General features: G+C 73.2%; 14 protein-coding genes. 6 read left to right on the top strand and 8 right to left on the bottom strand.

Annotated elements, in window-relative coordinates:
- Positions 1-108: 108 nt before the first annotated feature.
- The 3 genes from CP977_RS02935 to CP977_RS02925 all read left to right on the top strand — a co-directional run bounded on the left by CP977_RS02935 (position 109) and on the right by CP977_RS02925 (position 3,202).
- Positions 109-732 (top strand): HPP family protein, encoded by a 624-nt coding sequence (locus CP977_RS02935; protein WP_079131365.1) that lies wholly within the window; start codon positions 109-111, stop codon positions 730-732.
- A gap of 622 nt (positions 733-1,354) precedes the next feature.
- Positions 1,355-2,884 (top strand): SulP family inorganic anion transporter, encoded by a 1,530-nt coding sequence (locus tag CP977_RS02930; RefSeq protein WP_152369554.1) that lies wholly within the window; start codon positions 1,355-1,357, stop codon positions 2,882-2,884.
- Positions 2,885-2,977: 93 nt separating this feature from the next.
- A complete protein-coding gene (locus CP977_RS02925) occupies positions 2,978-3,202 on the top strand; it encodes a DUF6458 family protein (protein WP_030208016.1) in 225 nt (74 codons plus the stop codon).
- Positions 3,203-3,322: 120 nt separating this feature from the next.
- On the opposite strand, the gene CP977_RS02920 is transcribed toward CP977_RS02925, so the two are convergent.
- Complete coding sequence (locus tag CP977_RS02920; RefSeq protein ID WP_152369553.1) at positions 3,323-3,754, bottom strand: ATP-binding protein; 432 nt, start codon at positions 3,752-3,754, stop codon at positions 3,323-3,325.
- A gap of 204 nt (positions 3,755-3,958) precedes the next feature.
- On the opposite strand from CP977_RS02920, the gene CP977_RS02915 reads away from it, so the two are divergent.
- A complete protein-coding gene (locus CP977_RS02915; protein WP_109186646.1) occupies positions 3,959-4,807 on the top strand; it encodes an RNA polymerase sigma factor SigF in 849 nt (282 codons plus the stop codon).
- An 80-nt stretch (positions 4,808-4,887) separates the two neighbouring features.
- On the opposite strand, the gene thpD is transcribed toward CP977_RS02915, so the two are convergent.
- The 6 genes from thpD to CP977_RS02885 all read right to left on the bottom strand — a co-directional run bounded on the left by thpD (position 4,888) and on the right by CP977_RS02885 (position 9,993).
- Positions 4,888-5,772: an ectoine hydroxylase gene (thpD, locus tag CP977_RS02910; RefSeq protein WP_062757240.1), complete on the bottom strand. Its 885-nt coding sequence runs from the start codon at positions 5,770-5,772 to the stop codon at positions 4,888-4,890.
- Between the two features lie 63 nt (positions 5,773-5,835).
- Positions 5,836-6,273, bottom strand: a complete 438-nt coding sequence (locus tag CP977_RS02905; protein WP_062757239.1) for an ectoine synthase — start codon at positions 6,271-6,273, stop codon at positions 5,836-5,838.
- Between the two features lie 36 nt (positions 6,274-6,309).
- Complete coding sequence (ectB, locus tag CP977_RS02900; RefSeq protein WP_152369552.1) at positions 6,310-7,581, bottom strand: diaminobutyrate--2-oxoglutarate transaminase; 1,272 nt, start codon at positions 7,579-7,581, stop codon at positions 6,310-6,312.
- A 91-nt stretch (positions 7,582-7,672) separates the two neighbouring features.
- Entirely contained in the window at positions 7,673-8,215 is a 543-nt protein-coding gene (gene ectA, locus CP977_RS02895; protein ID WP_062757237.1) for a diaminobutyrate acetyltransferase, read from the bottom strand.
- A 310-nt stretch (positions 8,216-8,525) separates the two neighbouring features.
- Entirely contained in the window at positions 8,526-9,329 is an 804-nt protein-coding gene (locus tag CP977_RS02890) for an endonuclease I family protein (RefSeq protein ID WP_062757236.1), read from the bottom strand.
- Between the two features lie 199 nt (positions 9,330-9,528).
- Positions 9,529-9,993: an Lrp/AsnC family transcriptional regulator gene (locus CP977_RS02885; protein WP_062757235.1), complete on the bottom strand. Its 465-nt coding sequence runs from the start codon at positions 9,991-9,993 to the stop codon at positions 9,529-9,531.
- A 165-nt stretch (positions 9,994-10,158) separates the two neighbouring features.
- Between CP977_RS02885 and CP977_RS02880 the strand changes: the two genes are divergently transcribed.
- A complete protein-coding gene (locus tag CP977_RS02880) occupies positions 10,159-11,259 on the top strand; it encodes an asparaginase (RefSeq protein ID WP_062757234.1) in 1,101 nt (366 codons plus the stop codon).
- A gap of 85 nt (positions 11,260-11,344) precedes the next feature.
- Here CP977_RS02880 and CP977_RS02875 read toward each other — a convergent pair whose 3' ends face one another.
- Positions 11,345-11,785, bottom strand: a complete 441-nt coding sequence (locus tag CP977_RS02875) for a GNAT family N-acetyltransferase (protein WP_062757233.1) — start codon at positions 11,783-11,785, stop codon at positions 11,345-11,347.
- A 194-nt stretch (positions 11,786-11,979) separates the two neighbouring features.
- On the opposite strand from CP977_RS02875, the gene CP977_RS02870 reads away from it, so the two are divergent.
- Complete coding sequence (locus CP977_RS02870; RefSeq protein WP_109186345.1) at positions 11,980-12,750, top strand: L,D-transpeptidase family protein; 771 nt, start codon at positions 11,980-11,982, stop codon at positions 12,748-12,750.
- Positions 12,751-12,761: the final 11 nt, after the last annotated feature.

The following is a 12,761-nucleotide window of genomic DNA, read 5'->3' as shown; positions in this document are numbered from 1 at the left end:
CAGGACCGGGCGCGAGACCGGGCCGACTGTCGACCACAGGGACCCGTACGACCACCCGTCCCCGCTTCGCCCGGCCCACGGCCGCCTGCCCCGGAAACGCCGCATCGCATGAGTACCGACACCACGCTGAGCCCCGACGCCGCCCCCGCCGCTCCCGCTCCGGGACCCGGCCCGACCCCCGGTTCCGCCGTCCCGGCCCCGAGGTCCGGCTCCGGCCCCGCCCCGGAGGGCCCCCGGCGGCCGAGGATGGCCGGGCGGGCCCCGGCCCGGCCCGCGCCCGCGGCCGCCGTCCACAGCGTCAGCGCCGCCACGGCCGCCCTCCTCGGACTCGTCGGCCTCGGCGCCCTCCTCCACGAACCCGTCCTGATACCCCCGCTGGCCGCCAGCGCCGCCCTGGTGCACTGCGCGCCCGCGCTGCCCCTCGCCCAGCCCCGGAGCGTGGTCGTCGGCCATCTGCTCGGGGCCGCCGCCGGATACGCGGTGGCCGCCGCCGCGAGCGGCAGCGCCTGGGCCGCCGCGGTCGCCGCCGGCGTCACCCTCGCGCTCACCACCCTGGCCCGGACCCCGCACTCGCCGGCCTGCGCGACCGCCGTCGTGGTCGTGCTCCAGGCGCCCGCCCCCGGCCGCTTCGTCCCCCTCCTCCTCGGCTCCACGGTCCTGCTCGTCCTGACCGCGTTCGCCGCCTCCCGCGTCCGGCGCGCGGCACCGAAGTATCCCGCCTACTGGTGGTGACCCCGGGCCCGACGCCCGCGCGCCTCCCGGCCGGGCGCCCGTACGGTCTCGGTCCGGCGCGCGTGTGAACCTCGGCCGGGTGCCCGTACGGTCTCGGCCCGGCGCCTGCGCAAGTCCCGGCCGCCTCCGAGCGATCCCCGACCCGACGCCCGCGCGCCTCCCGGCCCGGCACCCGTACAGCCTTGGCCCGGCGCCCGTGTAAGCCCCGGCCCGACACCCGCGCAGGTCCCGCCCGCTCCGCGCGATCCCCGGCCCGGCGCCCTCGTGACCCTCGGCCGGGCGCCCGTACGCCCTCCCATCGTGCGCGTGTGCGGGCGCCTGTGGCCCGATGCGCCCCGGCGCTCCGCGCCCCCGCACGCCCTCCGCAGGGGTGATCGCGTCAACTTCCGTCCGGTTCCGGTCGGAAACCCCCGTCGGGGGCCGGGTTGTTCACGGTCCGGCCCACCAGTGCGTATTACCCTTCGTTGGCCATCACTTGACCTTGTCTTGGTGAACTCTGATGCCGGTGAGACCCCGGCGAGGGACGTGCCGTGCCCGGCCACGGGCCGTCCCGGCCCGCCCCGTCCGTCCGCGTGACCACCGGCCCGTCCCCGCTCCTCGGAGCCCATGAGGGGAGATCCGCATGCCACCCTCCTTGCCCCTTCTCCGGCAGTTCCCCCACCTCCGGCAGGACTTCGCGGCCTCGCTCGTCGTCTTCCTCGTCGCACTGCCGCTCTGCATCGGCGTGGCCGTCGCCTCCGGCGTACCGGCCGAACTCGGCCTGATCACCGGCATCGTCGGCGGAATCGTCACCGGCCTCATGAGAGGCAGCAGCCTCCAGGTCTCCGGGCCCGCCGCCGGCCTCACCGTCCTCGTCTTCGAGGCGGTCAAGGCCTTCGGTCTCGCCGCGCTCGGGATCATCGTGCTCCTCGCCGGACTGCTCCAGGTCCTCATGGGCCTGTTGAGATGGGGCCGCTGGTTCCGGGCCATCTCCCTCTCGGTCGTCGAGGGCATGCTCGCCGGCATCGGCCTCGTCATCGTGGCCGGCCAGCTCTACGCGGCAGCCGGCCTCGACGCCCCCGACTCCGGCCTCGCCCGGCTCGCCGGACTTCCGGCCGCCCTGGTGGGCGCGCTGACCGCCCCCGCCAACCTGGTGCCGCTCGTCGTCGCGGCCGGCACGATCCTCGTGGTCGTGGGTTGGAGACACCTGCCGCCGAGGGCACGGGCCGTGCCCGGCGCGCTCGTCGCGGTCCTCCTCGCGGCCCTCGCCACCGCCCTCCTCGACCTGCCGGTCGCCACCGTGGAGGTGAGCGGCGTCCTGGACGCCGTGCGCGTGCCCGGCGCGGACGCCTTCGCGGGCCTGGCCGACCTCGCCCTGCTCGGCACCGTCCTCGCCTTCGCGCTGATCGCCTCGGCGGAGTCGCTGTTCAGCGCGGCCGCCGTGGACCGGCTGCACGACGGACCGCGCACCCAGTACGACCGGGAACTGCTCGCCCAGGGCGTCGGCAACACGCTCTGCGGCGTGCTCGGCGCCCTGCCCATGACCGCCGTGATCGTACGGAGCTCGGCCAACGTCCGGGCGGGAGCCAGGACCAAGGCCTCCCGGGTGCTCCACGGCGTGTGGCTGCTGCTCTTCGCCGCCCTGCTGCCCGCCACCCTGGAGTACGTGCCGCTCGCCGCGCTCGCCGGGATCCTGGTCCACGCGGGCTGGAAGCTGATCCCCTTCAAGGGGCTGGTCGCACTGTGGCGCGGCCACCGGGGCGAGGCGCTCGTCCTCGTCGTGACGGCCCTCGCGATCGTCACCGTCAACATGTTCGAGGGGGTCCTGATCGGACTCGCCCTCTCCGTCGCCAAGGCGGCCTGGGACGCCTCCCACCTCCGCGTCGAGCGGACCGACGACGGCCACGGACCGGTGCGCGTCAGCCTGTCGGGGAACGTCACCTTCCTGCGGCTGCCGAAGATACTCGACACGCTCGAAGCCCTGCCCGGGGACCGGCCGGTCGAACTGGACCTCTCCGGACTCCAGCACCTCGACCACGCCTGCCGCGCCGCCCTGGAGGCCTGGGCCGAACGCCACTCGGCCGCCGGCCCCGACTCCGTACGCCTGCACGGCCCGCCGGAGCACGCGCCCGGCCCGTCGAAGGAGGGCGAACCCGCGCGGACGGGCTCCTGACCCGGGGTCATCCCACCTCCCGTGCACGGGTGTCGGGGATGAGGACGGCAGTCCGGGGTACCCGATGACCGTCCAACCCACTAGGGAGGAATCATGGGTCTGGGAGCTTTCATCATTCTGATCGCGGTGGGGGCCATTCTCACGTTCGCGTCGGACTGGCAGATGGAGGGGGTCAACCTCGATCTGGTCGGCCTGATCCTCATGGCCGTCGGCATCATCGGAACGGCGGCCTACGTCAGCGTGCTGCGCCGCCGCCGGATGGTCGTCCCCCCGGTCGCCCCCACGGTCACCGAGGACGACCGGCGGGACCTGCTCTGAACGAACGTTCCGTCATCGTCCCCGGAAAGGGGTGCGCGAGAGGGGTGACCACGCTTCGGGCGTGGTCACCCCTCTCGTCTCTCCGTCCTCCGCCGCGCGCCCCGGGGGCGCGGACGCCGTTCACCGGTCCACCGTCACCGCCGCGTGGATGGTCTTGCCGTCCGGCCGGGTGTCCACGGTGACCTCCCGGCACAGCCGCAGCACGATCGGCCAGCCGAAGCCCCCGGGGCACAGCTCCTCGCGCAGGTCGTAGCGCGGCGCCTCCCCGCTGGCGTCCGCCACGGACACGGTCACGCGGTCGGGGCCGACGGCGATGCCGAAGTCGGTGACCCCGCCCCCGTGCCGGTGCGCGTTCGTGACCAGCTCCGAGGTGACCAGCAGCAGGTCGTCCACCTGGTCCGGCGGCAGCGGACCGAGCGCCGCGAGCGTGTGGCAGACCAGCTGCCGCGCCTGCGCGGGCGTGCCGATCGGCGACGGCCCGTACGCCCCTGCGCCGGGGCGGGCCGTCGGGGCCGCCGGCGTACGGGACCGGGTGTCGCTCCGAGTGTTCATCGCGGGGTCCCTTTCTTCCTGATTTCTCAACAGGTGACGGAATTCGCCTGCCCGTTCGTACAGAAGTGATGCGCGCCACTCCGGGCGGAGCGGATGCCCCGTTCGGGGGAGTGTGTTCCGAAAGCGGGGGTACGAGGACCGGAACTGCTGAACCGACCGCGAAGAAGAGGAGGTTGTCGCGTGCGGACCGAGACGGCCGAGGCGATGGCGACGTACGTGACGAGCGGAACGTGTGAGGACCTGCCCGTTCTGGAGGCTCCCCACGAGGTCGCGCCCCAGGACGCCCGCGCCCTGACGAAGGTGTTCCTCCGCGAGCTGGCGGAACGGGAGGAGGGCACCGAGGCCTACCAGTACGTCCGGAACACCCTGATCGAGATCAACATGTCGCTCGTGCGGTACGCCGCGGGGCGGTTCCGCGCGCGGGCCGACGAGATGGAGGACATCGTCCAGGTCGGCATGATCGGCCTGATCAAGGCGATCGACCGCTTCGACCTCTCGCGCGAGGTGGAGTTCGCCACCTTCGCGGTGCCGTACATCGTGGGCGAGATCAAGCGCTTCTTCCGGGACACCACCTGGGCGGTGCACGTCCCCCGCCGGCTCCAGGAGGCGCGGGTGGAGCTGGCGAAGGCGACCGACGAGCTGAGTTCGCGGCTCGGCCGGGCCCCCCGGGTCGCGGAGCTGGCGATGCTGATGGGGCTTCCCGAGGAGGAGGTGGTCGAGGCCCAGATCGCCTCGAACGGCTACAACTCGACCTCGCTGGACGCCGCGATCAACGGCGGCGACGAGGAGGACGAGGCCGCCCTGGCCGACTTCATCGGCGAGGAGGACCCGGCGCTCGAACTCTTCGAGGACTTCCACACCCTCGCTCCGCTGGTGGTGGCCCTCGACGAGCGCGACCGGCTGCTGCTCCACCTCCGCTTCGTCGAGGAGCTGACGCAGGCGCAGATCGGCGAGCGGCTCGGCGTCTCCCAGATGCACGTCTCGCGGCTCCTGGCCCGCAGCCTCAACCGGCTGCGCGAGGGCATGCTCGGGCAGCCGCGCGCCACCGGGTGAGCGACCGGCGGCACGCACGGGAAGGGCTCGCGCCCCCGGGTGACCGGGGCACGAGCCCTTTTCCGTACGCGCGTGCCGGGTTACGGACGCGCGGCGATGAAGGAGGGGCGCCGGACCGGGGCGGCGAAGGGCGCCTCCGGCAGGTTCTCCACGCTGTTGAAGACCAGGAAGACGTTGCTGCGGGGGTAGGGGGTGATGTTGTCCCCCGAGCCGTGCAGGGCGTTGCAGTCGAACCAGGTGGCGGAGCCGGCGGGGCCGGTGAAGTGCCGGATGCCGCAGGCCTCGGCGAAGGTGGTGAGCGCCTCGTTCGAAGGCGTCCCCGCGTCCTGCATCTGGAGCGACCTCTTGTAGTTGTCCCGGGGGGTCTCCCCGGCACAGCCCAGGAAGGTGCGGTGCGAACCGGGCATGATCATCAGACTGCCGTTGGTGGTGTGGTTCGGCGTGAGCGCGATCGACACCGAGACCGTCCGCATCTGCGGCAGGCCGTCCTCGGCGTGCCAGGTCTCGAAGTCGGAGTGCCAGTAGAAGCCGCTGGCGCCGAAGCCGGGCTTGACGTTGACCCGGGACTGGTGGATGTAGACGTCGGAGCCGAGGATCTGGCGGGCGCGGCCGACGACGCGCGGGTCCTGGGCGAGGCGGCCGAAGACCTCGCTGATCCGGTGCACCTCGAAGACGGAGCGGATCTCCTGGGAGCGGGGCTCGACGATCGCCCGCTCGTCGGCCCGGACGGCCGGGTCGGTCACGAGCCGGTCCAGCTCCGCCCGGAGTTCGTCGACCTCGTCGGGGGTGACGAGTTCGTCCACCGTGACGAACCCGTCGCGGTCGTACTCCTCCAGTTCGCGCGCCCAGAAGGGGCCGGGCGTGCCGGGCTCGGACCACACGACGGGGTCCTTGCGGCCGATCAGCTCCTCCTTGGGACCGCGGGTGGGGTAGAGGTCGACGGGACGGGTGGGTGCGGAGACCATGAGGCGGTACGCCTTCCTTTCATGCGTCGGGTACGTCGGGTACGGGGGAGTGCGGGCGCCGGGTCAGGCGGCGTCGTCCGCGGCGCCGGCGTCGGTCGGCTCGGACTCGGGCTCGGTGAGCAGGGGGTAGACGCCGTTCTCGTCGTGGTCCTCGCGCCCGGTGACGGGCGGGTTGAAGACGCACAGGCAGCGGAAGTCCCGCTTGACCTTGAGGGTGTGGCGCTCGTGCCCGTCGAGCAGGTACATCGTCCCGGGCACGATCGTGTGCGTGAGGCCCGTCTCGTGGTCGGTGAGCTCGGCCTCGCCCTCCGTGCAGACCACGGCCTCGACGTGGTGCGCGTACCACATGGAGGTCTCGGTCCCGGCGTACAGCACCGTCTCGTGGAGGGAGAAGCCGACCCGCTCGCGGGCCAGGACGATGCGCTTGCTCTCCCAGGTGCCCGAGGCGGCCTTCACGTGCCGCTCGGTGTTCTCCAGCTCGGCGAAGGAGCGGACGATCACAGGGGTCTCCTTTCGGGGGATCCGCGGGGTGGCGGATCAGGCGGTGTGACGGACGGAGCGGGCCAGGATGCCGAGGCCCTCGTCGAGTTCGTCGTCCGTCGCGGTCAGCGGCGGGAGCAGCTTGACCACCTCGCCGTGCGGTCCCGAGGTCTCCAGGAGCAGGCCGGTCTCGAAGGCGCGACGGCACACGGCCTCGGCGCGCTCCCCGTCGGCGAACTCCAGGCCCCACACGAGGCCGCGTCCGCGCACCGCGAGGCCCGAGCGCCCGTCGTCCCCGCGCAGGTCGAGCAGGGCGCGCTCCACCCGCCCGGCCCGGCCCAGGGTGCGCTCGCGCAGGGCGTCGTCGCGCCAGTAGGCGTCGAGGGCGGCGGTGGCGGTGACGAAGGCGGGGTTGTTGCCGCGGAAGGTGCCGTTGTGCTCGCCGGGCTCCCACAGGTCGAGCTCCGGGCGGAACAGGCACAGGGCCATGGGCAGGCCGTAGCCGCTGATGGACTTGGACAGGGTGACGATGTCGGGCGTGATGCCCGCCTCCTCGAAGGAGAAGAAGTCGCCGGTGCGCCCGCAGCCCATCTGGACGTCGTCCACGATCAGGAGCATGTCGTGCCGGCGGCACAGGTCCGCGAGGGCGCGCAGCCACTCGGCGCGGGCGACGTTGATCCCGCCCTCGCCCTGGACGGTCTCGACGATGACGGCCGCCGGGTGGTCGAGACCGGAGCCCGGGTCCTCCAGGAGCCGTTCGAACCACAGGAAGTCGGGGACCTGCCCGTCGAAGTAGTGGTCGAAGGGCATCCGGGTGGCGTTGGGCAGCGTCACGCCCGCCCCGGCGCGCTTGGCGGAGTTGCCGGTGACGGCGAGCGAGCCGAGCGACATCCCGTGGAAGGCGTTGGTGAAGGAGACGACCGTCTCGCGTCCGGTGACCTTGCGGGCGAGCTTGAGGGCCGCCTCCACCGCGTTGGTGCCGGTGGGGCCGGGGAACATCACCTTGTAGGGCAGGGCGCGGGGCTCCAGGACCGCCGAGCGGAACGCCTCCAGGAAGTCGCGTTTGGCGGTCGTCGACATGTCGAGGCCGTGGGTGACGCCGTCGTCGGCGAGGTAGTCGAGGAGGGCGCGCTTGAGGACGGGGTTGTTGTGCCCGTAGTTCAGCGAGCCGGCTCCGGCGAAGAAGTCGAGGTACGGCCGCCCCTGCTCGTCGTACAGCCTGCTGCCGGAGGCGCGCTCGAAGACGACGGGCCAGGCGCGGCAGTAGCTGCGGACCTCCGACTCGACGGTCTCGAAGACGGAGGTGGGGGCGAGTTCGGTCAGGGTCACGGAGTCTCTTCTCCCAATGTGGTGCGGGTGCGGGTGCGGGTGCGGGTGTGTGTGCGTGCGGGGGTGGGGCGGCCGGGGGCCGCCGGGCGGCTCAGAGGGCCGCGGAGTCCAGGGGGCCGATGCGGTACAGCACTTCGGCCTCGTGTCCCGCCGTGGGGAAGGAGGCGGCCGGGAAGAGGACCTCCCGCGTCACCTCGGCGCCGTGACGGCGCGCGTAGGACCGGAACATCCGGTCGGACGCCAGGTTCCCCGGCGTGACGGTCGCCTCCACGCGGTCGAGTCCGTGCTCGGCCGCCACCCGGGCGGACAGAGCGTCGAGCAGGGCCCCGGCTACCCCGCTTCCGCGGTGCGAATCCTCCACGGCGACCTGCCAGACGAAGAGCGTGCCCGGCGCGTCGGGCCGCAGGTAGCCGGTGACGAAGCCCACCGGGCGCCCGGTGGCGTCACGGGCGACGGCGGTCGTGTCGGCGAAGTCGCGGCACCACAGCAGATAGCTGTACGGCGAGTTGAGGTCCAGCTCTCCCGAGCCGCGGGCGATCCGCCAGAGGTCGGCGCCGTCCTCGATCTCGGCCGGGCCGACACGGACGCCGCCGGTCAGGGGGGTCGTGGGGGCAGTGGTCTGGGCAGTGGTCATGGGCGCCGAAGGTACCCAGCGGATCTCGGAACTTCCTGGACCCAGGGGGTTGTTGGAGGCGGGAGAAACGTGATAGGTGCACTTGCGGCACCGGTGAGGGGAATCCCTCTTTCCCGCTACGAAAAACCATGCTGGACGCGGACAAAATGCCCATTTATAACGAATGGATAACTGCTCGGAAGTGAAGGATTCGCTTCCTCGAAAAGCGTGAGAACATTCCGAGTTTCGCGTTTGAAGTCGCGGAGAACGGTGAGGTGTAGGGGTCGCTCCGTACCGCCCTCGGGGAGCGGCACGGAGCGACCCGGCCGGTCTACCAGATCGCCTCGACCCACTCCGGGTGGTCGACGAACGGGTTCCGGTTGCCCTGGTAGGTGCCGAAGACGATGTCGTTGCGGCGCTTCTCGAAGGCGCTCGGCGGATCCTGCTCGTTCCACTGCTTCAGGACCGAGAGGCGGCCGTGGTACGGGACGCTGCCGTTGGAGGTGGACTCGTTGGGCTCCAGGTCCGCCCAGGAGTCGCCGCCCTCGTAGCGGACGGTCATGTAGAGGAGCATCCGCGCCACGTCGCCCTTGTCCGCGTCGCGCGGCTCGAAGGAGTTGCTGTCCGTGTAGCTGCCGGGCGCGCCGTTGACCGGACTGCCGCCGTGGTCGAAGTCCTTGTTGCCGCGGATGCTGTTGACCTGGACGTCCGTAGCGCGCAGGTGGTGCAGGTCGGTGCCGGGGCCGGCCGAGGTGCCGAAGCCGCCGTGGGACTGGGCCCAGGTGTGCTCGCGGTTCCAGTCGCCCACCGCGCCGCCGTTGAGGGACTTGGCGCGCGAGGTCCCGCTGTAGAGCAGGATCACGTTGTTCGGGTTGTTCGGGTCCTGGTCGAGGGTCTTCAGGGCGTTCCAGACCGCGTCGTACGAGATCTTGCGCTGGCTGCTGATGATGGTGTGCAGCGAGGACTTGAGGGCCGGACCGGTCTTGCCGACCGCGTCCTTGTAGTACGTGCTGTCGTACGGGGAGGTCGTGGCGCTCGCGGGGGGAGCGGTGACCGCGGGGAGGGTGAGGGTGACGAGGACGGCGGCTATGGAAGCCGCCCAGGCCTTCCGACGGCGGGGCTGTGCGACGGACATGGGGGGTGCCCTTTCCCGGTGGGGGGGCACGCGACGGGCACGGCGCCGACTCGAGGACACCGCGCTCTACGCGTGTTGACTTCTTGTCAGGCGGGAGCGTGGCACGGGGGAGCGGCCCGCCGTGTAACCGGGAGGGGGAGTTTCCGTGACGTTCTCGCGTACACGGGCGCCGGGCCCGCCGCGCCCGTCCGGTACCTCCTCAGGCACCCCGGATGTCCACCGGAAGCCCCTTCGGTTCCTTGACCCGCTTCATGATGATCTGGGAGTTCACCTCGGTGACCCCGGCCAGCGTCGTCAGCCGCTCGATCCACAGCCGCTCGTACGCGGCGAGGTCCGCCACCGCGATCCGCAGCAGACAGCCCGGGCTCCCGAAGAGCCGGTACGCCTCGATCACGTCCGGCACGTCCTGGAGCGCCTCCTCGAAGGCCTCCACCGTCTCCCGGTCCCGCCGCACCTCCACCGAGACGAGCACCTCGAAGCCCCGCCCCACCGCCTCCGGGTCGATGATCGCCCGGTAGCCCCGGATCACCCCGTCCTGCTCCAGCTGGCGCACCCGCCGCAGGCACGGGGAGGGGCTCAGGCCCACCCGATGGGCCAGCTCCTGGTTGCTCAGCCGGCCGTCGTTCTGGAGCTCGCGCAAGATGTGGAGGTCAATTCGGTCCATGGCGCAATCTTCTCCCACGAAGAAACATTTCAGCGGCTTGTTCGGCAATCGCATTGCGCGCCGTTTGTCCTATCCTTGCGGGCCCGGAGACCTCTGGAGGGTCTTCCACGAGCCCCTTCGCCACGGGGCGGAACCCCTTTCGGTACGGAGTCGAGGACGGCAGCCATGAAGCGGACGCACGACGGGGAGACGCGCAGGATCGTCGTCATCAGCACCGGCGGCACGATCGCCAGCCGCTGGCAGGGCACCGGCTACGCGGCCGACGCCTCGGGCAGCGACGTCCTGGCCACCGCCCCCCTCCCCGAGGGCGTCGCCGTCGAGGTCGTCGACCTCTTCAACGTCAACAGCTCCCGCATGACCGCGGCCCACCAGCTCGCCCTCCTGCGCACCGTCCACGAGACGTTCGCAGACCCCGGCGTCGACGGCATCGTGATCACCCACGGCACCGACACCCTGGAGGAGACGGCCTTCCTCCTGGACCTGCACCACACCGACGCCCGCCCGGTCGTCCTCACCGGCGCCCAGCGCCCCTTCGGCACCGGCGACGGGGACGGCCCCGGCAACCTCTATGACGCCCTCCAGGTCGCCTCCACCGTCCGCGACCTCGGCGTCCTCGTCGTCTTCGACGGACGCGTCCACGCGGCGCGCGGCACCGTGAAGTACCGGACCCTCGCCGCCGACGCCTTCTCCGACCCGACGGCCGAGCGCCTCGGCCGCGTCGGCTTCTCCCGCGTCGACATCGAGCGGCAGCCCGAGCGTCCGGCCCCGCTGCCCCTTCCCGCCGCCGCGCGCACGGCGGAGCCCGGCGCCACCGGCGCCGCCCCGCTGCCCCGCGTCGACATCGTGACCCACCACTCCGACGGCGACCCGTTCCTCCTGAACGCGGCCGTCGCCGCCGGTGCCCGGGGCATCGTCCTCGTCGCCACCGGCGCGGGCAACGCCACCCCGGAGATCGCCGCCGCCGTCGCGGACGCGGTCGCCCGGGGCGTCCTCGTCGCCGTCACCACCCGCGTCCCCTCGGGACCGCTCGCCGAGATCTACACCGGCGGAGGCGCCGTCGACCTCGTCGCCGCCGGGGCCGTCCTCACCGGCACCCTCCGGGCCGCCCAGGCCCGGATCGCCCTCCTCGCCACGCTCCTCTCCGAGGAGGGCGGCACGGGCGCCCGCGCCACCGCGCTCCTGCGCCGACTCCTCGACGGCCCGGTCCGCGCCGAACCGGCCCTCGCCACGGGCGGCTCCCGCTCGGCCGTCGCCGCCCGCGCCTGACCGGCGGGCCGCCCCCAGAACCCCGGCTCGCGGACGGCGCCCCCCAGCCCGTCCGCGAGCCGGAATCAAGCCGGCGTCGCGCCCGTCACCCCAGTCGCAGGGTCACGAACGGGACGGTGTCGCCCGGCAGGACGTACCGCTCCACCTCCGTGAAGCCCCGTGCCAGGGCGAACCGCAGCCCCTCCTCGTTGGAGGCCAGGACCACCGTCTCCACGCCCTCGCCGCCCAGCGACCGCGCGTGCGCGAGCCCCCGCTCGTACAGCGCCGTCCCGAAGCCCCGCCCCCGGAACCCGGGCAGCGTCCGGGCGATGACGGTCGCCGCCGCCGTCTCCCCGTCCGGCGGGCGCACCGTCGAGCAGCCCACCGGCACGTCCCCGAGGTAGGCCACGTCCAGCCGGTTGCGCCCCGCGCGCTCCCGCACCTCCTCGGGAGAGAGGACGGCCGTGGGGACGACCGTGTTGTGGACGGCGCGCCAGTCCGCGAGCGGCGCCCCGGTCCGCGCCCGCTCGATGCGAAGATCGTTCATCCGGGCAGCCAACCGCCTCCCCGCCCGGCCGGTCAACCGCTTTCGGAGCCCGCCCGCGGACCCCGGGAGGCCGCGTCCGTACGGGTGAGGGCGCGGGGTCGACGGCAGCCCCGCCCGCCGAACGGGTACGGATCGCTGCACTGTCCCCCGGGTCAGATCGCCGCACCGCCCCCGGTCAGGAGGAATGCCGTCCCATGTCCGTCCGCAAGGGCGCCCCCGCGCTGCTGGGCGCCGGCACGCTGTGTGCCGCCCTGCTGCTCACCGGCTGCGGGAGTCCCGCCGCCCCGCCCGCCCCCGCCCCCACGTCCGCGCCCGCCGGCGACGCCCGCCCCCACCCGGGCCCACCGGCCCGGCCCTCCGCCCCGGCCCCCGTGACCCGGCTCCCCGGCATCGGCCCCGTCACCCACTCCGCCGTCCCCGACGGCACCTCCCAGGCCCTCGTGGTCACCGGCGCCTCCGCCGACTCCCCCCGGTCCACCGCGACGCTCTACTCCCGCGACCCGGCCACCGGCTGGAAGGCCCAGGCCGGTCCCTGGCCCACCCACAACGCACTCCGGGGCTGGACCGCCGACCACACCGCGGGCGACCTGCGCACTCCCATCGGGGTCTTCCGGCTCGGCGACGCGGGCGGCCGGCTGCCCGACCCCGGCGCCCTCCTGCCGTACGACCGGGACGAGCAGTTCGCGATCAGCGGCACCGGCTTCGCGGGCGAGCCCCTCGAAGGCTCCTTCGACCACGTCATCGCCATCGACTACAACCGGGTGCCCGGCCGCAGCCCGCTCGACAAGGAGCGTCCCCTCGGCGCCGAGAAGGGCGGCGGCGTCTGGATCCACGTCGACCACGGCGGCCCCACCCAGGCCTGCGTCACCCTGGAGCGCGAGGACCTGCGCGAACTGCTCCGCGCCCTCGACCCGGCCCGGGAGCCCGTCGTCGTCATGGGCCCGGCCACCGAACTGGCCCGCTGACACCGCCCGTC

The organism is Streptomyces cinereoruber (assembly GCF_009299385.1).
Classification (GTDB): domain Bacteria; phylum Actinomycetota; class Actinomycetes; order Streptomycetales; family Streptomycetaceae; genus Streptomyces; species Streptomyces bikiniensis.
The sequence above is the reverse complement of the archived record's forward strand: the minus strand, read 5'-3'. Positions and strand labels throughout refer to the sequence as shown.

Bases quoted from the DNA above. Each gene is read 5' to 3' on its own strand.
- CP977_RS02935 (WP_079131365.1), top strand. From the start codon at position 109: ATGAGTACCGACACCACGCTGAGCCCCGACGCCGCCCCCGCCGCTCCC.
- CP977_RS02930 (WP_152369554.1), top strand. From the start codon at position 1,355: ATGCCACCCTCCTTGCCCCTTCTCCGGCAGTTCCCCCACCTCCGGCAG.
- CP977_RS02925 (WP_030208016.1), top strand. From the start codon at position 2,978: ATGGGTCTGGGAGCTTTCATCATTCTGATCGCGGTGGGGGCCATTCTC.
- CP977_RS02920 (WP_152369553.1), bottom strand. From the start codon at position 3,754: ATGAACACTCGGAGCGACACCCGGTCCCGTACGCCGGCGGCCCCGACG.
- CP977_RS02915 (WP_109186646.1), top strand. From the start codon at position 3,959: ATGGCGACGTACGTGACGAGCGGAACGTGTGAGGACCTGCCCGTTCTG.
- thpD (WP_062757240.1), bottom strand. From the start codon at position 5,772: ATGGTCTCCGCACCCACCCGTCCCGTCGACCTCTACCCCACCCGCGGT.
- ectA (WP_062757237.1), bottom strand. From the start codon at position 8,215: ATGACCACTGCCCAGACCACTGCCCCCACGACCCCCCTGACCGGCGGC.
- CP977_RS02890 (WP_062757236.1), bottom strand. From the start codon at position 9,329: ATGTCCGTCGCACAGCCCCGCCGTCGGAAGGCCTGGGCGGCTTCCATA.
- CP977_RS02885 (WP_062757235.1), bottom strand. From the start codon at position 9,993: ATGGACCGAATTGACCTCCACATCTTGCGCGAGCTCCAGAACGACGGC.
- CP977_RS02880 (WP_062757234.1), top strand. From the start codon at position 10,159: ATGAAGCGGACGCACGACGGGGAGACGCGCAGGATCGTCGTCATCAGC.
- CP977_RS02875 (WP_062757233.1), bottom strand. From the start codon at position 11,785: ATGAACGATCTTCGCATCGAGCGGGCGCGGACCGGGGCGCCGCTCGCG.
- CP977_RS02870 (WP_109186345.1), top strand. From the start codon at position 11,980: ATGTCCGTCCGCAAGGGCGCCCCCGCGCTGCTGGGCGCCGGCACGCTG.